Genomic DNA, 21,169 nt, shown 5'->3' with positions numbered 1-21,169 from the left:
CAACGGCCTACTAAATGTTTTCGTTTGATTTTCCAGTGTTTTCGACTAATAAATTCGAATCGGTTACGCTCCTCGTCCGCAATCAGTTCATATCTTTCCTGATCCATATTTTACCAGTGTGTGGAGAGTTTAAAACTCAAATTTATCTCCTACCTCCTAAAATCACGCACTAATACACCATGAGTTTTCAAACGGCTATTGCGAGTACCTGTAACCGAAAATGGCGGCAAATTCACTTCACCGCCCTTACCTTAAACCCCTCTTTCCGCAGCAACGCGATAACACCTTTCTCACCCCCGAGATGCGCCGCTCCAACTGCGAAGAACGTTGGCTTCCCGCCCGCGATCCTGCGTATGCGCGGCACCCACTTCCGGTTACGGGCAAAAAGCATTACTTCTTCGTTACCTTCCATCCCAAATTCGCTTTTCAGCGTCATCCGGTAGAGTTCGTTGATGTCTTGCGCCTTATATAGGGCCACAAGGCTTCTGAACTCTTTTCGTGCGGCGGGCAGGCTGTCGATTAGATTGAGTAGCATTTTCGCCTGGTCTTGATAGGGAATGGTATCAAAAATGGCCATTTGCTCTTCCAGCGTCTCGATACCGATCACCTCCGACTTCTGCTTTCCCGCCAGTTCCATCAGCGCCATTTCATAGGATTGCGGCTGACAATCCAGCACCGTATTAAACAGCGGCCCCATCAAAACGAATGGCTTCGCCCGTTCGAACATGGACAGACCGACGTGCACCGAATCTTTGAAAAACCGGTCAAGCCGGTCGTATTCCTGTGCGGTAACGAGCTTTTTCAACTCGTTACCCGCAGTCATATTCATTGTTTTCATCATCCCGGCCATCATCCCCGGATCGTCCATATCCATTTCCAACGCCACCTGCTCCGTACGTGCGAGGGCAGATTTCAATGAATCGCTTAACCCGAAATCGGTCGGACAAATGAGGTGAATGGTTCCGAACAGATAGGAGGGCTTCGATAATCCCGGTCCTGTGATTTCCCAAAGCAGCGAATGTTCGGCCGGCACCTGCGCTTTCGACAATGCGCAGAAAAGGCAAAACAATAGCGGAGACAATATCTTTTTCATAATCAAGCCTTTAAAGATTTCCTCCCATTCCTCCCCCGCAATTTCCCCAAAACCTAATCCTTATGGCTATCCACCACAATACGCTCGTCACGGTTTACCAATTCCCAGGCGGTGTAAAATACCAGTTTTACAATTTCCGACTGCTTGTCGAAGAGGATTTTTTCGACGTCGTCGCCCGGGCGGTGGTAATCTTCGTGGACGCCTGTAAAATAGAAAATCACCGGAATGCCCATTTTGGCAAAATTGTAATGATCCGAGCGGTAGTAGAAGCGGTTGGGGTCTTTCGGGTCGTTGAAAGTGTAATCGAGTTTGAAATTGACATATTTTTTGTTCGCTTCCTCGCTGATTTCGTGCAGTTTGGAGGAAAGTTTATCCGAACCGATCAGATATACGTACCGATGGTCATTCTTATGGGCTTCGTCCACCCGGCCGATCATGTCGATGTTCAAGTCCGCGATGGTGTTTTTGAGCGGTAACAGCGGATTTTCAGAGTAATATTCCGAACCGAAAAGGCCCTTTTCCTCTCCCGTCACATTCAGAAACAAAATGCTTCTCCGCGGGCCTTTACCGTCCGCTTTCGCTTTGCTGAACGCCTCCGCAAGTTCCAGCAACGAAACCGTTCCCGAACCGTCGTCGTCGGCACCGTTATTGATTTCTCCGTTTTCAGAAATGCCGATATGGTCCAGATGCGCGCTGATCACCAGCACCTCATCCTTCTTGTCGGAGCCTTCCATGAAAGCAGCCACATTCTCGGTATCGATGGTTTCGCTCACACGCCCGACCTTCAGAGAAGCAGTCCCCGTAAATTCCTTTGACACCGGTTTGCCCGATTTATCAATTTCAGCTTTCAATTTGTTGAGTTTCAAAGGGGAAGTGCCCAACATTTCGGCCGCTACGTTGCCCGAAACCACAAACGCCGCTATCCCGGACGGGTTTTCCCGGACCGGCTTCAACGTAGGCGCACTGAACCGCCGGGCCATTACCGCGCGCTGCCGGATCTCCTTGTCGAGGTCTTCGCCGGTTTTGTCGGTAATCAAAAAAACGTATTTGGCGCCTTTTTCCTGCGCGAGTTTTGCCTTCACCTGCCACGAAACCGGCCCGCTCCATTTGGTCTTTTCCGTGTTTCCGCTCAACAGATATTTACCCCCCGAAGATTTCGGTTCTCCGTCAAAAACCACCACCGATTTGCCCTTCACATCCAGGTCGGCATAATCGCTGTAACTGCCTTCTTCGATTCCGTAGCCTGCGGTGACAAGATTTGTAGTTACCTCATCCGGAATATCGAGCAATCCATTGAGATAAAAGTCTTTATTAAATTCATATTTCTTGGCTCCGGCCTTTACATACACTTCGCCCCAGCTACGCTTGTACAGCTTATATTTTTGCAAATAGCTCTTCGAACCGTCGGCGTCGGTCGCAATGGGTTCCAAGCCATATTGTTGGTAGTATTTCGAAACATACTCGGCCGCCTTCTTCTGGCCGGGAGAGCCGGTATCGCGGCCTTCGAGACTGTCCGACGCGATAATCACCAGGTGTTTCTTCAAATCGGAGGGGGTAATGCTTGCCGCATATCGGGCTACATCATCCTGCGGCAGGCGTTCCTGCGGCAGGCGTTCCTGCGGCAGGCGCTCCTGTGCCCATGCCAGGGTGTTAACAGACAGGAGTAATCCAGCCAGTAGGTTCTTATTCATCATGAGGTTTAATGGTATTTCAATCCTTACAAATAAACGAAACGTGGCGGCGAATGCAAAACGGCCTTGCTACCGCATGTCCAAAAAAGCAACTGCTTCTCTCTGATATTCCCTTCCCTTTTGCACTTCTTTTAGTTTAAAGGCTGTTTTTCACAGGATAACAATAAATTAATTGTAAAATACTGTTATTCAGGGAAAAAGTGCGTACATTTGCACCCTGTTTGGCAAATTACACCCAGACGAAAGCCAAATCGGCCCTGACGCGCGATCGGAGCATTCCGCAGCAGTGCCGTAAACAACTGATCTATAAAACAATGCAAGCCATTCGTAACATCGCAATTATTGCGCACGTTGACCACGGCAAAACCACTTTGGTCGACAAAATCATCCACGCGTCAAAGCTGTTTCGCGACAATCAGGAATTCGACGACCTGATTCTCGACAACAACGATCTGGAACGTGAGCGTGGGATTACAATTGTTTCCAAGAACGTATCGGTACGTTACAAAGATGTCAAGATCAATGTAATCGATACACCGGGTCACGCGGACTTCGGTGGCGAGGTAGAACGCGTACTTAAAATGGCGGATGGCGTATTGTTGCTGGTCGATGCATTTGAAGGCCCGATGCCCCAAACCCGTTTCGTGCTGGGCAAAGCCATCACGCTCGGCCTGAAACCGATCGTGGTTGTAAACAAGGTAGATAAGGAAAACTGCCGTCCGGAAGAAGTTCAGGAAAATGTATTCGACCTGATGTTCAACCTCGGTGCTACCGAGGACCAGCTCGACTTCGTGACCGTGTACGGTTCGTCGAAACAAGGCTGGATGGGCCCTGACTGGCAGAAACCGACCGAAGATATTACATTCCTTCTCGACACGATCATCGAGCAGATTCCTGCTCCAAAAGTAACGGAAGGTAACCTGCAAATGCAGATCACTTCACTGGATTATAATGCATTCGTAGGCCGTATCGCCATCGGCCGTGTACATCGTGGAACGATCAAGGAAGGATCAACCGTGACGCTTTGCAAAGCCGGCGGTGTAATGAAGAAGGTGAAAATCAAAGAAGTACAGCTGTTCGAGGGTTTGGGTAAAACCAAGGTAACCGAAGTAAGCGCTGGCGATATCTGCGCGGTAACAGGCATCGAAGATTTCGAAATCGGCGATACGATCGCCGACGCCGAAAATCCCGAAGCATTGCCACGCATCGCGGTGGACGAGCCTACCATGAACATGCTCTTCACGATCAACAATTCGCCGTTCTTTGGCAAGGAAGGCAAATTCGTTACCTCGCGGCATATCCGCGACAGATTGTTAAAAGAAACTGAGAAAAACCTCGCATTGCGCGTGGAACCAACGGATACGGAGGACAAATTCCTCGTTTACGGCCGCGGTATCCTCCATTTGTCGGTATTGATCGAAACTATGCGTCGTGAAGGTTACGAATTGCAGGTAGGGCAACCGCAAGTTCTCTACAAAGAAGACGAAAACGGCCAGCGCCTCGAACCGATCGAGACATTGGTTGTGGACGTACCGGAAGAAACCGCCGGAAAAGTGATCGAACTGGCGACGCAGCGCAAAGGTGAGCTATTGGTCATGGAACCGAAAGGCGATTTGCAACACCTCGAATTCGAAATCCCTTCACGTGGCTTGATCGGGCTGCGCTCGAACGTGCTCACCGCTACCCAAGGCGAAGCCGTAATGACCCACCGTTTCAAGAGCTTCGAGCCATTCCGCGGACCGATTCCCGGCCGTCTGAACGGATCGATTATTTCGAAAAACACAGGCCCGGCAACCGGTTACACCCTCGATAAACTGCAAGATCGCGGACGTTTCTTCGTGGATCCGGGCGATGAGGTTTACGGCGGACAAGTAGTAGGCGAACACAACCGTCCGAACGACATCGTGGTGAACTTGCAGGAAGCGAAAAAGCTGACCAACATGCGTGCTTCCGGCTCGGACGACGGGTTGCGTATTGCCCCGAAAATTAATTTCTCCCTGGAAGAATCAATGGAATACATCCAGAAAGACGAATACCTGGAAGTGACCCCGCAGAGCATGCGCATGCGGAAAATATACCTGGATGAAAACGATCGCAAGCGTTATGCGTCCAAACTGGAAATGGCCTGAGAAAGGTCCGATATTCCAAACCCGAAAAGGAGGCAAATTCTGTCTCCTTTTTTTATTTTTTCTGCATTTCACCTTTTGCCCCGATCCCGCCACAAAATTTGGGATAATCGCTAAATTCCCCGGTATAATTTTAGCGTTTGTCACTCCCCTGAAACATTCTATGCCAGCCATTTTTTATTACTATTTCAAGAAAAACTAGTTTTTTGCTTTTATACCAGCAAATAGCGTAGTTTGTATCGCCAGCTCGGACATACCGAGATAACTAATTTATTATCAACATATTATAAATCAAATAATGTCTTACATAGAACCAGCTCCGATTAAGGATAAAGACAATCCGTTGGAGTCAATGATGCAGCGATTCGATAAGGCCGTAGACTTGCTCGGCATCTCCGAAGAAATGTATTATATCCTCAAAGTCCCCCGCAAACAAGTCACGGTAGGGCTGCCCGTAACGATGGATTCCGGCGAAATCCGGACTTTCGAAGGCTATCGTGTGATCCACTCCACCATTCTCGGCCCGAGCAAGGGTGGGATACGTTTCGATCCCGACGTAAATCTGGACGAAGTACGTGCATTGGCGGCCTGGATGACCTGGAAATGTGCGGTAGTGGACATTCCCTATGGCGGTGCGAAGGGGGGCGTCGCATGTAACCCGCGCGAAATGTCCCCCGGAGAAATCGAACGCCTTATGCGTGCCTACACGACCGCATTACTCGATGTTTTCGGCCCCGACCAGGATATTCCCGCGCCCGACATGGGCACTGGTCCGCGCGAGATGGCGTGGCTGATGGATGAATATTCCAAATCGAAGGGCATGACGATCCCGGCTGTGGTAACGGGCAAACCGCTCGTCCTCGGCGGCTCGCTGGGCCGAACCGAAGCGACCGGCCGCGGTGTAATGGTATCCGCACTGGCCGGGATGGAGAAGCTTCGCATTAACCCCTATCGTGCCACGGCGGCGGTCCAGGGTTTCGGCAACGTAGGCTCGCACGCGGCCCTGCTCCTGCGGGAACGCGGCGTGGCTATTCACGCAATCAGCGACATTTCGGGCGCATATTATAATGCCAAGGGAATCGATGTGGCCGATGCCATCGCCTATCGCGACGCTAACAAAGGATCATTGGAAGGTTATGCCAAAGCGGAACCCATCTCGGGCGACGACCTGTTTACATTGCCCGTCGATGTGCTCGTACCTGCGGCGAAAGAAGATGTCATCACCCGCAAAAATGTGGCCGGTATCCAGGCGCGGCTGATCGTGGAAGGCGCCAATGGGCCTACTTCCGCCAAAGCCGACGACATTATCAATGAAAAAGGCATTATGGTGGTGCCCGACATTCTCGCGAATGCAGGCGGCGTAACCGTTTCCTATTTCGAATGGGTCCAAAACCGTATTGGCTACAAATGGACGCTCGAACGCATTAACCGCCGTACCGACCGCATCATGAAGGACGCCTTCGACAAAGTGTACGAAACGTCGTTGAAATATAAGGTGTCGCTACGCATTGCCGCATACATCGTCGCAATCGATAAAGTAGCAAGCACATACAAGTATCGGGGCGGATTTTAAGGTCGTTCGGCGTCGGATGTAGATTGGATTGTCAGATTTGGTCAAGTTTGGTCAGGTATGGTCATTTATTGTCAGGTATGGTCAAGTATAGTCAGGAATGGTCGGGTGTTGGTCGGGTGTTGGTCAGAGGCAGCTTTAAAATGCTATTAACCACAAATACCAACACCTGGCTATTCCTAACCACACCTGACAATCCATGACTCCCTGACAATAAATGACCACACCTGACTACACCTGACAATAAATGACCACGCTTAACAATTTCTTAACAAGCCACTTCGGAAGCGGAACCGAATCTAAACCGGCTTCAAAGTGTTAACTTTAAGGCTAAAATCTCAATCGACTCGCTGCATGCCGGAGAACACGCCCCGGCGTGCAGCAAGCTTTAAAGTATCATGTCGCTAAGTCCCCGTTTCATTGCCGTCATCCTGGCGTTCCTGATTTCGCTTATTACCACTACATTCCTGGCGTTTGTCGATGGCGTTTCGAAAGGGATGCTCTTCGTTTCGGCTATTTCGTCCTTTATTTCCTCGTTTTTCCTCGTGCTTTACGCCGTCGATATCCTTGTTTTCCGTGAAGTCAACAAGATGTACCGCACGATCCACAAGCTGAAAATGAAGGATTTTAATATGGCTCCGCGCAAAAAACTTATCCGTGAATCGAATCCCTTGAAGACGATCAACGACGAGATCTTTGTTTATGTAACCAAAAAACAAAAGGAGATTGACGAGCTCAAAAAGCTGGAATTGTTTCGCAGGGAATTTCTGGCCGATGTTTCACATGAATTCAAAACGCCGATTTTCGCGGCGCAAGGCTTTATCCACACACTGCTCGACGGTGCGATGGAAGACGAAAACGTACGCGAACGGTTCCTGAGGAAGGCGGCGAAGAATCTCGACAGTCTGGATGTTTTGGTAAAGGACCTGCTCGTGCTCTCGCAGATGGAGACGGGCGACATTAAAATGAACATCGTCCCGATCGATATCCGGCATCTTACGGTCGGCATTTTCAGCAGGCTCGAAAATATCGCCAAAAGCCGAAATGTGGCATTGAAAGTTAAACCAGAAGACATGCCGGAAGTATGGGTAAAGGCCGATGCCGACCGGATGCAGCAGGTCATGCTGAACCTCATCGAGAATGCCATTAAATACGGCAATGAAAACGGCAAAGTAATCGTGCATTTCAGCGAAAGCAAAAAATATATCGAGGTGGAAGTGAAGGACAACGGACCCGGCATTCCCCATGAACATTTGAACCGCATTTTCGAGCGTTTCTACCGGATCGATAAAAGCCGGAGCAAAGAAATTGGCGGCACGGGCTTGGGACTTGCCATTGTAAAACATATATTGAATGCCCATGATACCAAAATTGCCGTCATGTCCAAGCCCGACAAGGGTACCACGTTTTCGTTCAAGCTCGAAAAGGCTTATCACCAGCAGCTCCCGGAAGGAAAAACGGACGATGCCGTCAATCAATCGAATCCATAATTAATTTCTAACACCATAAACCATAATTCATGTTTATCCATAATGTATTCTTCTGGTTGAAGGAAAAGGACAACGAAGAAGCAAGACAAGCCCTGCTGGCCGGCATCAAATCACTCGAAGCAATCGAATCCATCGAATCGGCTTATATCGGTTCTCCGGCTGCGACCCGCAGACCTGTCATCGACGCCACTTATGACTTTGCCGAGATACTGATTTTCAAGGACGAAGCCGCTCATGACGCATACCAGGTACATCCGCTCCACAAAAAATTCGTGGAAGAATGCGCTCACCTCTGGGAACGTGTGCTTATCTACGACGTGGAAGCATAATCCCAATATTTGTTAACAAGTTATCCACAGTCAAAATGTGAATAACTTGTTAACAACTTCAAAATACATTCATTATCAGATAATTGACCGATATTTAAAAGAAATCCACAATGTGGATAACTCGGTAAGCGCTGTCGATTCACTTTCCTTACGGCACTATTCGCCTATTCAATTCGTTCTTTGAACAGTACAAAATGAACCAGAACCGTGAAAAAGAACAGAATTTGGTTGCCGGTCGTCATGACGTTGATCGCAGCTGTTTCCATATCGTCCTGTACTTACCGTTCCTATAGCCCGGGCTATGACTACGGTTACCGGCACGGGTACAGGTATTACCACGTTCCCCCTCCGCCACCACGTGTCGTGGTTGTGAAACCGGCCCCGCGGCGCATCATCTATGCCGACCGCCACAAATACCGCCGGCACGACGACCGTGCTTACCGCAAACAATATCGCCGGAGCGACCGTTACGGACAAAACGGACATCGCCGCGGACCCAGATAATTATTAAGTCTTTCAATAAAAGGCCGGATACTGTGCACAAAGCCACGTTTATCCGGCCTTTTCTTTTTATTTTGCAGTTGTGGATGTATGCCCCGTGGGCCGGCTCCATGCCGGTTATTATCGCGGTACCGAATTCGGAGCCACGGATCATCGGACTTTGAATATCAGGTGCTATACCCGTTAAAATACCATTCTCCACGGCAACGATGCTTGTTACAAAACTTCGACTAAATGAGTAAAACATTTACTGACATCGAATTAAGCCCGTCCATTTTCCGGGAAATAAGTACCGTCAGCGCAGCCACGCAGTGGAGTGCAGAACACCAGAAAGCCTGAAAACATGTTGGCCTTCTCTATCCTGGCATACCTGCTCGCGAACCTGGGAATCGGTCTCTGGGCCTCCGGAAGGATCAATTCCACGCAGGATTTTGTGCTCGCGGGAAGGCAGTTGCCGCTGATCCTGGCGGCTTCCGCTACATTTGCAACCTGGTTCGGGTCGGAGACGATCATGGGGGCGCCCACCGAGTTTGTCGAGCACGGTGTACTGGGGGGTTATCGAAGATCCTTTCGGAGCATCGTTATGCCTTTTCTTGGTGGGGATATTCTTTGCCCGAAGATTTTACAAAATGAATATTATCACATTTTGTGATTTTTTCAGGCTGCGCTACGGACGCCATGCCGAACTGCTTTCCGCTATTCTCATTATCCCGTCCTATTTCAGTTGGATCGCCGCCCAGTTGCTCGCCATGGGTATCGTGCTGAAAGTAGTGCTGGGCTGGTCGCTGCTGGTGTGTATTCTGGCGAGTTCTTTTGTCGTGATTCTTTATACGATCTGGGGCGGTATGTGGTCGATATCAATCACGGATTTTGTGCAAACGGTCATGATCGTCGCAGGCCTGCTCATTGTCGCGGCGGTGTTGTACGTAAAAGTCGGTGGTTTCCAGCCTCTGATCGACGCCGCCCCGAAAGGTTTTTTCCGCTTTTTCCCTGAGAATACTCTCAAAGGGCATCTCGAATATTTCGCGGCCTGGATCACAATCGGGCTGGGGTCGATCCCGCAACAGGATGTTTTTCAGCGGGTAATGTCCGCGAAATCGGCCCGCGTTTCGGTGCAATCGACGCTTCTGTCATCCCTGATGTACCTGACGATCGCATTACTGCCGCTCTTCATCGGACTCTGCGGGCATCATTTGTATCCCGGAGAAGAAGCGGACGGCCAGATGATCATCCCGAATATGGTTTTAAAACATATGAACCTGCCACTTCAAATCCTTTTCTTCGGCGCATTGGTATCGGCCATTCTCAGTACCACCAGCAGCGCAATTATGGCGCCGGCGGTAGTCCTGGGGGAAAATATTTTCAAGTTCTTCAAACCGGACCTGAACGACCGGCAATTGTTGAAAATCATCCGTACAGGCATCGTCGGCATCACAGTGGTGTGCATCTTCATGGCCTCGACGCGGGAAAGTATTTTTGAACTCGTAGCCGAATCGTCGGCATTCAGCCTGGTGTCGTTGTTTGTGCCTTTGGCAGCGGGGCTTTACTGGAAAAGCAGCAATTCGCTCGGCTGTATACTGTCGATGGTGACCGGGTTGGTGGTCTGGCTTGTTTGTGTTTTTATAGAAACCGAATACCCGGCCCTGATTTACGGCCTTCTGGCCAGCCTCTCGGGAATGGCGGCGGGCTGGCTTTGGGAAAAGGCGACGAACGGTACCCGTATGGCTTCCTGAACCCAATCAGGCCGTTTCCGCTTCCGCCTTGCGGTCCCAGCCTGCCAGCGCGTTCAAATGCACCGCTTCCCTGTCGGCTTGCATAATCATTTCCAGCTCTTCCATATGCTGGCGCGCCGCGTGAATATATTCCTCGTCATTCCGGATGCTCGACAGGTGCTTCAATGTCCTTTCGTCATGAATAAAAAATGTTTTGGCCATTCGTGTGGCTTCATGCGCCCGGTGACCGAGCAGTTTCAGCGCGTCGACCCCCAATCTTAAACTCGTGTCGAAAGTTTCCCGGTAAATATGCATCATACCCGCGTTCATAAGGTCATAAGCGTCGTTACGGTTGGTAGAGCGCACCAGCATGTGCAGGTTAGGAAAATGCTTTTTCACGGTTTCGATCAATTCCAGCCGTTTTTCCTCGTCGCTGATCGCAATGATGATCATTTGCGCGCGGCTTGCCCCGGCAATATCCAGCAGCTCGTAGCGCGTAGCGTCACCGTAATATACTTTCAGGCCCATTCTGCGCAGGAAATCCACATTGTCGCTGTCGTTGTCGAGAACCGTCGCTTCTACGCCATTCGCCCGCAAAAAACGTCCGATCGTATTCCCGAAATGTCCATAGCCGGCTATGATCACCGGATTGTCCTCCTCTTCCACATCGCTGGGCCGCTGCGGCGCCTGCAAGCCCGCGCTCACAAGGCAGAAACGGGTCAGTATGAATTTCTCGTTAATAATCATCGCCAGCGGTGTCATGGCCATGCTAATGGCTACAACGGCCGTCATCGTATCGGACAGTTCTTTCCCCAACACCCCATGCTGAACCGAGAAACTGAGCAACACGAACGCAAATTCCCCGATCTGGCTAAGGCCAATGCTGAAAATGAAATTCTGTGCATTCCTTACCTCGAATATTTTACCCAAAACAAAAAGAATGATCATTTTCAGCACCATCAGCCCGGCCACTAACCCAATGATCGCCATGGGCTTTGAAACCACCAGTACGAAGTCGATAGACGAACCGACGGAAATGAAGAACAGCCCCAATAGTAATCCCTTGAACGGGTCGATGGAGCTTTCGAGCTCGTGCCGGTATTCGCTATTGGCGAGTACGACACCCGCCACAAATGCGCCGAGAGCGGGACTTAAACCGACGGAAGTCATCAGCACTGCGATACCCACGACCAGCAGCAACGCTGTGGCGGTAAACATTTCCCGCAATGCGGTGCGCGCCATTGTGCGGAAAACAGGTCGTAAGAGGTATTTCCCGGTTACGACAATCGCCGAAACCGATAATAAAACGACCACCGCCTGCTGCCATGCCGGTAGCGAGCTTACCAGCGATCCGCCATCACCGTGCCCGCCTGCCGGCGCTGCATGTTCTGCCAGCAACGGAAACAACGCGAGCATAGGGATAATCGCGAGGTCCTGGAACAACAGCACTGCAAACGAGCTCTGGCCGGCTACCGTTTTCAGCCAGCCTTTTTCATGCAATGTCTGCATTACAATCGCGGTAGACGACATCGCGACGATCATCCCCAGGGCAAGCGCCTCCTTCCAGCTTACCCCGAAAAGCATGGCGATGCCTGCAACTATCACCGTAGTAACACCCACCTGCAACCCTCCGAGGCCGGCTATGCTCTTGCGCAAGCGCCACAAGCGCGAGGGTTCCAGTTCGAGGCCAATTACAAAAAGCATCATCACGACCCCGAACTCGGCGAAATGCATGATGTCCTGGCCCTCCATTCCAATGAATTTCAAACCAGCCGGACCGATAATCACCCCTGCCACCAGGTACCCGAGCACCGATCCCAGCCCAAGCCGCTTTGCAATAGGCACCATCACGACCGCGGCCGCCAGGTATATCATTGCCTGAAAAAAGAAGGTCTGCTGCATTTCGGTATCGGTTAGTGTGGAAAGAGTTCGTTCATATATTCAACACCGGCGAATTCGTCCGCGGTAACGCGGTCGTTTACCAGCGCTTCCAGAAGGCCGGCATATTGTTCGCCGTAAGCCCTCAGTGTATAATCTTCGATGGTGTATGTTTCGTGCACGGCGAAAGGCGGCAGATAGTCCATCCGGCACAAATAGGCCGTTTGGTTGAAAGGCAAAAGGTATTGGCCGAGCGGAAAACGGTTATACCCTGTTGAAGTATAGGCTTCGCGCCCACCCCCGCATGACACAGCATTGAACATTTTTTTCCTTTCAATGCGTAACCTTTCGGCCCGTAAGCCCAGTTGTATTCCAGCACGAGGTCTTGCCATTGTTTCAGGATCGGCGGACTGCTGTACCAGTAGAACGGATGCTGGAATACGATGATATCATGCTTCGCCAGCAGTTGCTGCTCTCTTTTGATATCAATGAAAAGATCGGGGTAATGTTCATAAAGATCGTTGAAAGTCACCCCTCTCACCGTACGGGCGTACTTTTCCAGCGTTTTCTGGACATTGGATTTGCTCAGCGTCGGATGAGCAAACTGAATAAGGACTTTGGCCATGATGATGAACGGATGCGACTCAGGGTATGAGAATAACGGAGCCTGTCGTCTTCCGTGCTTCGAGATCGGCCTGCGCCTGATTTGCTTTTGATAACGGATAGCGCGTGATAGCCAGTTCGCCGAAAATTCCGCTACGCAGAGCGTCGAAAGTATCCGCCGCATATGCTTCCAGCGTAGCGTGGTCAGTAATGTACGCGCTGAGCGTCGGAGTGGCCATCACGATCGATTTTTCGCGTAATGCTGCGTGATCGATATGCTCCGGCTGCCCCGACGACGACCCGTAAAGTACAATTTTGCCCCCTTTCCGGATCACATCCAGCGAATAGGAGAAAGTGTCCTTACCGACGCCATCAAATACGGCGTCAACTCCCCGTCCCTCTGTAATTTCGAGCACCGAATGCACAAATTGGCTGCATTCGGCGAGAAATACATGGTCGGCGCCGTTGGCCAGCACAACCTCTTTTTTTCCTCCGAACCCGTCGTACCGATCACCGTCGCACCCAGGGCTTTCGCCCATTTCGTAACGAGTGTTCCCACACCGCCCGCGGCGGCATGTACCAGTACTATATCGCCGGGCTTAACCGGACTGACCTCCTTCACCAGCATTCGGGCTGTGAAGCCTTTGACCAGCACCGCAGCCGCCTGCTCGGACGTAACTCCTTCCGGAATGTGGATGAGTTGCTGCGTCGACACGACACGGCTCTCCGCATAAGCACCGGGAATGAAGTGATAACCTACGTGATCACCGACCTTGAATTCGGTAACCCACGGCCCAACCGCCTCGATAACGCCCGCCGCCTCCACGCCCGGCGTGTAGGGGAAGGATTTGACGGGGAACTTGCCGTCGCGGTAATAAGTATCTACAAAATTCAGCCCGATGGCTTCCTGGCGTATCCTCACCTGGCCGGGTCCCGGTTCTGTAATCGACTCTCTTTCGTAACCCAGCACAGAGGGCGCTCCTTGTTTGTAGATTTTTACAATACCTGATTTATTTGCTATTTCTGTAATTAACCCTGACATGTCCGTAACCATTATGGAACGCTCGTTCCACCATTAGACAAAATTTATTTTTTGACAGATTTTATTAAAAATTCGGCTTGCTGCTGAACCAACTCGCTGTCACCATACACCAGGTAAAATTGCCAGAAGCCCGTAAAATTCGAAACGATGAAATTCGCAAGCATTTCCGGGTCCCTCTTACCGTTGATCTCCCCGGCTTTCTGGGCCTTTTTGAGAAGATCTTTCAAAACAGCCACCAGGCGGCTGGTGTTTTCCTTTAATATGGCATGCACTTCACTATCCACCGATGCGAGTTCGAAAGTCGATTTGACACCCAGGCAGGTTTTTTCCTCGTCTATCGTTCTGAGAGCGGCTTTTCTGATGATCTTTTCTACGGCCTTCAAAGGTGATTTCACCTCCTCGGCCAATTTGCGGTAATCTTCAAAGACACTTTCGGTATAACTCCGCAGACACTGCAGAAACAAGCTGTGCTTGTCGCCGTAAGTATCGTATATGCTCCCGCGGTTCAGGCCCATTGTTTCCACCAGATCCTGCATGGAGGTTGCGTTGTAGCCTTTTTGCCAGAAAAGGCATTTCGCCTTTTCCAGCCGCTCTTCCGGTTCGAATGCTTTGTTGCGTGCCATGACTATCAGACAATTATTTCAGAATGAACGTTCCAAAATAGATACATTATCGCTCGGTTTCCATGCAAGCGTGTGGGTGTCAGATGATGAACTTGGCAACCCCGCCGTCGACTTTCAAAGCGGAGCCATTCGTACCCGACGATAACGGGCTCGCCACGTAAGTCACGAGGTTGGCAATTTCCTCTACGGAGGCAAACCGCTGCAATAGCGACGTAGGCCGTGCATTTTTAAAGAAGTCCTTCTCCGCCTGCTCCGCCGACATATTGTGCGCTTCGCCCAGTTGCTTCACAAAATCGGCGACACCCTCCGATTTCGTCGGGCCGGGCATAACTGTGTTCACGGTGACGTTCGTCCCCCTGGTCAATTCTGCCAAACCACGGCTCACAGCCAGCTGGGCCGTTTTGGTCGTGCCATAGTGAATCATTTCTTCGGGGATGTTTACGCCCGATTCGCTGGAAATAAAAATGATACGGCCCCAGTCTTTGGCAAGCATTTTCGGAAAGAAATACCGGGCCAGCCGAACGCCACTCAACACGTTCACTTCAAAAAACCGGAACCACTCTTCGTCCGAGATTTCCGTAAATGGCTTTGGCTCGAAAATTCCGGCATTATTCACGAGAATATCGATGTCAGGCAGCTTTTCCAGCAATGTATTCACTTCTTCCACTTTCGAAAAATCGGCAGCGAAGCCGGCCACATTGCCGGTACCCGGTAATTCTTTCAATTTACGGACCGCCTCCGCCACTTTGCTTTCCGAACGTCCGTTGATGATGACATTGGCTCCTTCCTTCAAAAGGCTTTGCGCGATGGCGAAACCGATCCCCTGCGTAGAACCACTGATGAAGGCGGTTTTCCCGTTGAGCTTTAAATCCATAATAGTTTGATAATAAGAGCGTGACGATAATTTGGACAGGCAGGAACCGGCAACGTTGCAATCATGCCCGGATTCCCTAATTTTATAACACCTCACCTTACAAAATCATCGCATGAGAAACGTTTATCTTTCATTCCTGCTCCTGCTTTCGCTCGCCGCACACGCACAAGGCCCACGCGTACTGATCGTTACCGCCCATCCTGACGATGAAACAATGTTTCCGGTTACTATCTTTAAAATTACCCGCGAACTGAAAGGCGCGGCCGACCTCGCGCTGATCACCGATGCTTCCGGCGGTTATAACGGGCTCGTTGCTTCCAGTTACTACGGCCTGAACCTGGTGGATTCCGCCACGGGCCGGAAACATTTGCCGCTAATACGCAAAAAGGAGCTGATGGCATCGGGGGAGATCATGGGAATCGGTAATTTCTTCTTTCTCGACCAGCTCGACGATTACTATAACCGCAACGAAAAACCTTATTTGCAAGGCAAAAACTGGGATATTGCATATGTGGAAAAGAAGCTCGACAATATCCTCGCCAATGGTAATTACGACTTCATATTCTGCCTCGTTCCGCACGAAGGCCAGCACGCACACCACAAAACAGCGTCCATTAGTGCCATAAGGGCAGTACAGCGCTTCAAAGGGGCCAACAAACCGATTGTTTTGGGAAGCCAATCGCAGGACAAGGGCTATGCATTCCGGTTCAACGGGCTGGGCGGCTATCCCGAAACGGATATCCTGAAAACCGCACCCGTGTTTGAACTGGATCGTTCTTACAGTTTCGGGGAAGATAAAAAACATAGCTACATGATTGTTGCGGACTGGGTGAAGGCGGCCCACAAGTCACAAAGCGGCGATATGAACCAGGCAATGCACCGCGGCGACTTGGAAGTTTTCTGGTATTTTGCGATCAATGGCGAAGCCGGTGTTGCGAAAACCAGGGCATTGTTCGATGCCGTCAATGCATCCGGATATTCCGGAAAATAAAGCGGGAACGGCACCGGGTTAATCCGGGCGCATTGTCATAAAGAGCGAACTGCCAAAAGGAGCACTGCCGAACAGGACGGATTCCGTTTTGGTTACCGCCTTCAAAATCGTATTCACGACGTCGCCAGGGTACCCGACGTCCGAGTCGAGTTCGTTCACATTTACTTTCTGGTTCCTGATCCGGTATTTTTGCCACTGCCGCACGAGCAAGATCGGTAACGAGAGCGCGAACGGCCAGTAAGTGCTGTAATCGATGCGCAGCCCTGCCGCTTTGCTGAACGCCTCAAATTGTCCGAGTCTGAAACGGCGGGAGCTGCCAACCGCCAGGTCGTGGGTACCGGAGAATGCCTCAAATGCATGTATATTAATGATTATCAAACCATTGGGATTAAGCCGATCCTTAAATGCGCTTAGCGCCCGGACGATTTCCGCGTCGGTGAGGAAATAAAGCGCGTCGTTGCAGATTATGACGTCAAATGTTTCGCCCGGTTCAAATGCGTCCACATTCCGGAGATCTCCGGAGACGACATTCAACCCGCGTTCATTGGAGAACCCGATGGCATCTTGCGAATAATCGAAGCCGTGCAGGTTGGAATAACTATTTTCGTTCAAAAAAGAAAGTAATCCGCCCGTTCCACAGGCGGCGTCGAGGATCTTCAACGTGCGCTTTTCACCGCCGAAATGTTTTTGAATCCGGTTCAAAACCTTGCCATGAAGGGCCTGGTACCACCATAGTTTCCGCTCGGTTTCGTACATACGCTGGTATTCGAGCCGGTTGCCGATCATACGGGTTCGGAGCTGTTGTATTTGATCACATATTGCGGCTGGCCACTCTGCGCCATGAAGCTCTTGCCGATATATTCGCCCAAAACACTCAGCAACATGCATTGGATGCCGCCGATGAAAATGAGCGTAGCGGTAACTACCTGCCAACCTTTCGGGTCAGGACCAATGATCCACTGGATGGTAAGAAAAAGCAAAAGGAAAAACCCCAGACTGAACAACCCGACGCCAATGGGTACAAAAAGCCGGATTGGAAGCGATGAATAGCAGAAAAGGATATTCAGAAAAAGCGATACGAGTTTGTGCAATGTATAATTGGAGGCTCCTTCCTCCCGCTTTTGATGCGCTACCTGCACTGTACCGATATTGCGCGTAATGCGAAAAATGAGGCCGTCGATGTAGGGATAAGGGCCGTGGTATTTGATAATCTCCTGCACAACCTCCTGCCTGATCAGCTTGAAACTCGACAGGTACAGGTCTTTGGGTTTATTCAGAAGGTAGCTCGTGATCCAGTTCACGAACCGGCTGCCCAGGTTACGGCCCAGGGAATGCTGTTTCTTGGCATAATAGGTGTAAACCACATCGTAATCGCCCGTTTCGGCGGTTTCTACCAGTTTCAATATCTCTTCCGGCGGGTTCTGGAAATCATCATCGATCATTACGCAATAGGTGCCGTAAGCCCAGTTCAAACCGCACATTACCGCATTGAATTCACCATAGTTCCTTCGCAGGGAAAGAAAACGGACGTTGGGATAGATATCGGACAACTCCCGGCAAACTTCCTCGGAACGGTCGCGGCTACCGTCGTTCACCATCACAATCTCGAATGAAACCTGTGACAAAGTGGCTTGTAGCTTTTCGATCAGCGGCCGGATGGTTTTTTCGCTGTTGTAAACCGGGATAATAACCGATAGCTTCATGAATGATCGAATTGATTGACGGTTTGGATGATATAGCTTACCTCGTCGTCCGTCAGCACCGGATTGAGTGGCAAACTGATCACTTGCCGATGAATTTCCTCTGTTAAAGGCAAATGTAAATCTTTAAATTCTTTGTAGGCTAATTGTTTGTGAATTGGTAGCGGGTAATGAATGTTCGTTTGCACGCCGTGCCTGTCCAGAAAGGCGGTTAAATCCGCGCGACGCGGGTGCCGCACGACAAACAGGTGCCAGGCATCCTCCGCAAGGCGGTCGCCAGGCGGCAAGATGAGGTCACGGCATTCGAGTTCTGCAAGATAACGTCCGGCTATTTCTCTGCGGCGGGTATTCTCTGCATCCAGGTACGGCAGTTTTACGGCGAGAATAGCGGCCTGCAACTCGTCCAACCGGCTGTTAACCCCCCTGGTATTCATTTTGGTAGCGGATCACCGAGCCATAGTTGCGCAAATACCGGATTTTTTCGGCTAAAACGGGATCGTTGGTTGTAATGGCTCCCGCGTCGCCCAACGCGCCGAGGTTTTTCGTGGGATAAAAGCTGAATGCGGTGGCATCGGCCCACGAACCCACTTTCCTGCCCGCGTAGGTAGCGCCATGGGCCTGCGCGGCGTCAGTAATCACTTTCAGGCCGTATTTCCGGGCAATTTCGAGAACAGGACCTATTTCACAGCTTCTTCCGTAAAGGTCCACGGTAATAATAACCTTCGTTCGCGGCGTAATAGCCTGTTCGATCAGCGACGGATCGATCAGCATCGTGCGTGGATCGGGCTCGACGAATACCGGTTTCAAATGGAGGTAGCTGACCGGAAGCACCGAAGCGATATAAGTATTGGCGGGAACGATCACCTCGCTGTTTTCCGGCAAATCCAGCGCCAGCAGAACAAGCGTGATCGCATCCAGGCCGTTTGCGGTACCTACGCAATGCTCCGCCTGGCAATATTCCGCGAAAGCTTTTTCAAACGATTTCAGCTCATTGCCGAGGATATACCAGCCCGAGCGGATTACCCGGCGGGAAGCATCCTCGATCGCCTGCAGGTAAGGAGCATTTACCTGGTTCAAATCCAGAAACGGGATCATTGAGATACGGTGTGATTCAGCTGGTTCAGCGGATACGGCTCATCGATATAATCGGCCCTGTCGTAATATTCGTTCGACAATACCAGCAGAATTGCGTCGTCCGAGAATGAATCCATTATGTGCCAGTCCTTTGGTTCCAGGATAAGGCATGAAACGGGATTGTCGAGAATGAAAACCTCCTCTTTCTCGCCATCATTGGAGTATATACGGCAGCTTCCATGAATACAGATCAGGGCATTCCACGTTTTGTGATGCCTGTGGCCGCCTCTCTGTGTCTCGCCCGCGCCGTAAATGTAAAAAACACGCTTGATGGTTCCCGGGATAATTTTTTCAAAGACTGTGAGGTTACCTGATCCGGTATTAAATGTATCCAGCTCTACTAATAGCGGCATATGGAAATCTTGTTGTTAGGGTGTGTCAGGTCTTTTTCAGAAATGCGATCCTCTCTTCAAAAGTACCGTTTAGTAAATGTCAGACATTTTTTCCTTAAAATACAAAAATACCTTTCATATAAAAAAATCGGTTACTCCGAGGCGCAACTTAATGATCTTTTAACGCATATCCTCCAAATCCGGATCGGCCATTGTTTCCGGTGTGGTTAGCAGAGGACGAAAACATTCGGTACATGCCCCTAACTGAACAATCCCCATTGCATACGGTGATCGATCAGCATGAGCAACTTTACAGGCAGGGGTTCCAGCCAGAGGATTTTGTTATAACCCATGTAAAAAACCTGCGGATGGCACACGCAGATAACCATCGTCAAAAACAGGATAAGACGGATCGTCGCGGTGGAAGAAGTTTCGATGAGAATAAACGCGGCAAGCAAGATGAAGGGGAATCCGTACGATAATGCCCTGTCGATATCGTGTACATAAATACCTGTGGCAACCAGCACCGCGAAACCGGCCATAAGCGCCAGCAGTAACCAGAAGCGCTTGGCCAGATACAGTACGAGGAAAGCGGCGATCAGAATAAGCCAGGTTCCTTCGAATGCGCCCCAAATGCTGCTGCCCAACCCGTTACGGTGCGCATTTGCCAGCAACACGGGCGTACCGATCGTGGAGTAGGTGTGATGCGGGAAGTAGGTCATCTGCACATATTCGCGGATCGTGAAGTAGATCGCCCATGCGACCCACACAACCAGGCTTTCACCGGTAAAAACTGACTTCAACAGCCCGGGAACACTGAAATCGTTGTTTCGAAAGGCTTTCGTACCCATCCACCAAAGCAACAGGTACCCCCCGGCCACCACCGCCCGCTCGTCAGTAAAAAAAGCAATTTGCAACGAAAGAAATATTACCAGCGGGTTTTTGCTCAGCAATGCGAGCAGGAGGAAGAAAAAAGCGTATTCGTCGCCATACCCATGCACGTCCGCGAACGCCCACACGCTTACGAAGATGTTGGCAATGGCCGTCACGAAGAGCGCGGTGACGACTTTGTCACCGGAAACCGAGTACGTATATCGCGCGATTTTGTATAAAAACAACACGCCGAGCACGCCCTGGATGATCAGGATAAGCAGTACGTTGTGACCGGTCAAAAACGATAATAATGGAAGTGTCCAGCGAAAAATCATATTCTCGCGGCGGACATCGTAGTCCATGTCTTTCGGATGCAGCAAATCTTCCGCCTGGTTTCGGATAAAAACCCAGGCATCGAGACTAACCCCATTGTGTGTCAGGTGATTAAAAAGAAGCGAATAAGGCGGGAATGCAAGGAAAAGCGATAATGCCACGGCAAAAAGGGTGAGCTTCCACAACCAGTTCTTTCCTGACAAGTGGGCTTCGATCCAGCGTAGGGACGAACCGTAAAAGTTTTCCAAAAGCATAGGGCGGCTTGGGCAAATAG

The 21,169-nt window shown here is 50.5% G+C and carries 17 protein-coding genes and 4 pseudogenes; 7 read left to right on the top strand and 14 right to left on the bottom strand.

Going from position 1 to position 21,169, the window contains the following annotated elements; translation table 11 throughout:
* Positions 1 to 232 precede the first annotated feature (232 nt).
* Both ABV298_RS16150 and ABV298_RS16145 read right to left on the bottom strand, forming a co-directional pair.
* Complete coding sequence (locus ABV298_RS16150) at positions 233 to 1,093, bottom strand: TraB/GumN family protein (protein WP_353723070.1); 861 nt, start codon at positions 1,091 to 1,093, stop codon at positions 233 to 235.
* Between the two features lie 53 nt (positions 1,094 to 1,146).
* Positions 1,147 to 2,784 carry a M28 family peptidase gene (locus ABV298_RS16145; protein WP_353723069.1) on the bottom strand — a complete coding sequence of 546 codons (1,638 nt, stop codon included), beginning with the start codon at positions 2,782 to 2,784 and terminating at the stop codon, positions 1,147 to 1,149.
* A 314-nt stretch (positions 2,785 to 3,098) separates the two neighbouring features.
* On the opposite strand from ABV298_RS16145, the gene typA reads away from it, so the two are divergent.
* The 6 genes and pseudogenes from typA (at position 3,099) to ABV298_RS16115 (ending at position 10,533) form a co-directional block, all read left to right on the top strand.
* Positions 3,099 to 4,913, top strand: a complete 1,815-nt coding sequence (gene typA, locus ABV298_RS16140) for a translational GTPase TypA (protein WP_353723195.1) — start codon at positions 3,099 to 3,101, stop codon at positions 4,911 to 4,913.
* A 295-nt stretch (positions 4,914 to 5,208) separates the two neighbouring features.
* Positions 5,209 to 6,483: a Glu/Leu/Phe/Val dehydrogenase gene (locus ABV298_RS16135; RefSeq protein WP_353723068.1), complete on the top strand. Its 1,275-nt coding sequence runs from the start codon at positions 5,209 to 5,211 to the stop codon at positions 6,481 to 6,483.
* 395 nt (positions 6,484 to 6,878) lie between these two features.
* Entirely contained in the window at positions 6,879 to 7,970 is a 1,092-nt protein-coding gene (locus ABV298_RS16130; protein WP_353723067.1) for an ATP-binding protein, read from the top strand.
* 29 nt (positions 7,971 to 7,999) lie between these two features.
* On the top strand, positions 8,000 to 8,299 hold the full coding sequence (locus ABV298_RS16125) for a Dabb family protein (RefSeq protein WP_353723066.1): 300 nt from the start codon (positions 8,000 to 8,002) through the stop codon (positions 8,297 to 8,299).
* Between the two features lie 207 nt (positions 8,300 to 8,506).
* Positions 8,507 to 8,803 carry a hypothetical protein gene (locus ABV298_RS16120; protein WP_353723065.1) on the top strand — a complete coding sequence of 99 codons (297 nt, stop codon included), beginning with the start codon at positions 8,507 to 8,509 and terminating at the stop codon, positions 8,801 to 8,803.
* A 340-nt stretch (positions 8,804 to 9,143) separates the two neighbouring features.
* Positions 9,144 to 10,533 (top strand): annotated as a pseudogene (locus ABV298_RS16115) (sodium:solute symporter family protein).
* 6 nt (positions 10,534 to 10,539) lie between these two features.
* Here the strand turns inward: ABV298_RS16115 and ABV298_RS16110 are convergent.
* The 7 genes and pseudogenes from ABV298_RS16110 to ABV298_RS16080 form a co-directional block, all read right to left on the bottom strand.
* Positions 10,540 to 12,414, bottom strand: a complete 1,875-nt coding sequence (locus ABV298_RS16110; protein ID WP_353723064.1) for a monovalent cation:proton antiporter-2 (CPA2) family protein — start codon at positions 12,412 to 12,414, stop codon at positions 10,540 to 10,542.
* Between the two features lie 11 nt (positions 12,415 to 12,425).
* Positions 12,426 to 12,572, bottom strand: coding sequence for a hypothetical protein (locus ABV298_RS16105; protein ID WP_353723292.1), 147 nt, complete (start codon positions 12,570 to 12,572; stop codon positions 12,426 to 12,428).
* A gap of 6 nt (positions 12,573 to 12,578) precedes the next feature.
* Positions 12,579 to 13,015 (bottom strand): annotated as a pseudogene (locus ABV298_RS16100) (NAD(P)H-dependent oxidoreductase); the annotation flags it as partial.
* A gap of 19 nt (positions 13,016 to 13,034) precedes the next feature.
* Positions 13,035 to 13,532: a zinc-binding dehydrogenase gene (locus tag ABV298_RS16095; protein WP_353723063.1), complete on the bottom strand. Its 498-nt coding sequence runs from the start codon at positions 13,530 to 13,532 to the stop codon at positions 13,035 to 13,037.
* A 266-nt stretch (positions 13,533 to 13,798) separates the two neighbouring features.
* A pseudogene (locus ABV298_RS16090) lies at positions 13,799 to 14,035 on the bottom strand (quinone oxidoreductase); the annotation flags it as partial.
* A 44-nt stretch (positions 14,036 to 14,079) separates the two neighbouring features.
* A complete protein-coding gene (locus ABV298_RS16085; RefSeq protein ID WP_353723062.1) occupies positions 14,080 to 14,658 on the bottom strand; it encodes a TetR/AcrR family transcriptional regulator in 579 nt (192 codons plus the stop codon).
* Positions 14,659 to 14,737: 79 nt separating this feature from the next.
* Positions 14,738 to 15,532 carry an SDR family oxidoreductase gene (locus ABV298_RS16080; RefSeq protein ID WP_353723061.1) on the bottom strand — a complete coding sequence of 265 codons (795 nt, stop codon included), beginning with the start codon at positions 15,530 to 15,532 and terminating at the stop codon, positions 14,738 to 14,740.
* 112 nt (positions 15,533 to 15,644) lie between these two features.
* Between ABV298_RS16080 and ABV298_RS16075 the strand changes: the two genes are divergently transcribed.
* Positions 15,645 to 16,523, top strand: a complete 879-nt coding sequence (locus ABV298_RS16075; protein ID WP_353723060.1) for a PIG-L family deacetylase — start codon at positions 15,645 to 15,647, stop codon at positions 16,521 to 16,523.
* An 18-nt stretch (positions 16,524 to 16,541) separates the two neighbouring features.
* On the opposite strand, the gene ABV298_RS16070 is transcribed toward ABV298_RS16075, so the two are convergent.
* The 5 genes and pseudogenes from ABV298_RS16070 to ABV298_RS16050 form a co-directional block, all read right to left on the bottom strand.
* On the bottom strand, positions 16,542 to 17,309 hold the full coding sequence (locus ABV298_RS16070; protein WP_353723059.1) for a class I SAM-dependent methyltransferase: 768 nt from the start codon (positions 17,307 to 17,309) through the stop codon (positions 16,542 to 16,544).
* Entirely contained in the window at positions 17,306 to 18,226 is a 921-nt protein-coding gene (locus tag ABV298_RS16065; RefSeq protein ID WP_353723058.1) for a glycosyltransferase family 2 protein, read from the bottom strand. Before ABV298_RS16065 ends, ABV298_RS16070 begins: the two co-directional genes overlap by 4 nt.
* Positions 18,223 to 19,318, bottom strand: a pseudogene (locus ABV298_RS16060) (DegT/DnrJ/EryC1/StrS family aminotransferase). Before ABV298_RS16060 ends, ABV298_RS16065 begins: the two are co-directional and overlap by 4 nt.
* Positions 19,315 to 19,710 (bottom strand): FdtA/QdtA family cupin domain-containing protein, encoded by a 396-nt coding sequence (locus ABV298_RS16055; RefSeq protein ID WP_353723057.1) that lies wholly within the window; start codon positions 19,708 to 19,710, stop codon positions 19,315 to 19,317. Before ABV298_RS16055 ends, ABV298_RS16060 begins: the two are co-directional and overlap by 4 nt.
* A gap of 239 nt (positions 19,711 to 19,949) precedes the next feature.
* Entirely contained in the window at positions 19,950 to 21,149 is a 1,200-nt protein-coding gene (locus tag ABV298_RS16050) for a hypothetical protein (RefSeq protein WP_353723056.1), read from the bottom strand.
* Between the last annotated feature and the right edge of the window lie 20 nt (positions 21,150 to 21,169).

The organism is Dyadobacter sp. 676 (assembly GCF_040448675.1).
In the GTDB taxonomy this organism is placed as follows: domain Bacteria; phylum Bacteroidota; class Bacteroidia; order Cytophagales; family Spirosomataceae; genus Dyadobacter.
The sequence above is the reverse complement of the archived record's forward strand: the minus strand, read 5'-3'. Positions and strand labels throughout refer to the sequence as shown.

Coding starts and splice junctions, on each gene's coding strand:
- ABV298_RS16150 (WP_353723070.1), bottom strand. CDS start 1,093: ATGAAAAAGATATTGTCTCCGCTATTGTTTTGCCTTTTCTGCGCATTG.
- ABV298_RS16145 (WP_353723069.1), bottom strand. CDS start 2,784: ATGAATAAGAACCTACTGGCTGGATTACTCCTGTCTGTTAACACCCTG.
- typA (WP_353723195.1), top strand. CDS start 3,099: ATGCAAGCCATTCGTAACATCGCAATTATTGCGCACGTTGACCACGGC.
- ABV298_RS16135 (WP_353723068.1), top strand. CDS start 5,209: ATGTCTTACATAGAACCAGCTCCGATTAAGGATAAAGACAATCCGTTG.
- ABV298_RS16130 (WP_353723067.1), top strand. CDS start 6,879: ATGTCGCTAAGTCCCCGTTTCATTGCCGTCATCCTGGCGTTCCTGATT.
- ABV298_RS16125 (WP_353723066.1), top strand. CDS start 8,000: ATGTTTATCCATAATGTATTCTTCTGGTTGAAGGAAAAGGACAACGAA.
- ABV298_RS16110 (WP_353723064.1), bottom strand. CDS start 12,414: ATGCAGCAGACCTTCTTTTTTCAGGCAATGATATACCTGGCGGCCGCG.
- ABV298_RS16095 (WP_353723063.1), bottom strand. CDS start 13,532: ATGGGCGAAAGCCCTGGGTGCGACGGTGATCGGTACGACGGGTTCGGA.
- ABV298_RS16085 (WP_353723062.1), bottom strand. CDS start 14,658: ATGGCACGCAACAAAGCATTCGAACCGGAAGAGCGGCTGGAAAAGGCG.
- ABV298_RS16080 (WP_353723061.1), bottom strand. CDS start 15,532: ATGGATTTAAAGCTCAACGGGAAAACCGCCTTCATCAGTGGTTCTACG.
- ABV298_RS16075 (WP_353723060.1), top strand. CDS start 15,645: ATGAGAAACGTTTATCTTTCATTCCTGCTCCTGCTTTCGCTCGCCGCA.
- ABV298_RS16070 (WP_353723059.1), bottom strand. CDS start 17,309: ATGATCGGCAACCGGCTCGAATACCAGCGTATGTACGAAACCGAGCGG.
- ABV298_RS16065 (WP_353723058.1), bottom strand. CDS start 18,226: ATGAAGCTATCGGTTATTATCCCGGTTTACAACAGCGAAAAAACCATC.
- ABV298_RS16055 (WP_353723057.1), bottom strand. CDS start 19,710: ATGCCGCTATTAGTAGAGCTGGATACATTTAATACCGGATCAGGTAAC.
- ABV298_RS16050 (WP_353723056.1), bottom strand. CDS start 21,149: ATGCTTTTGGAAAACTTTTACGGTTCGTCCCTACGCTGGATCGAAGCC.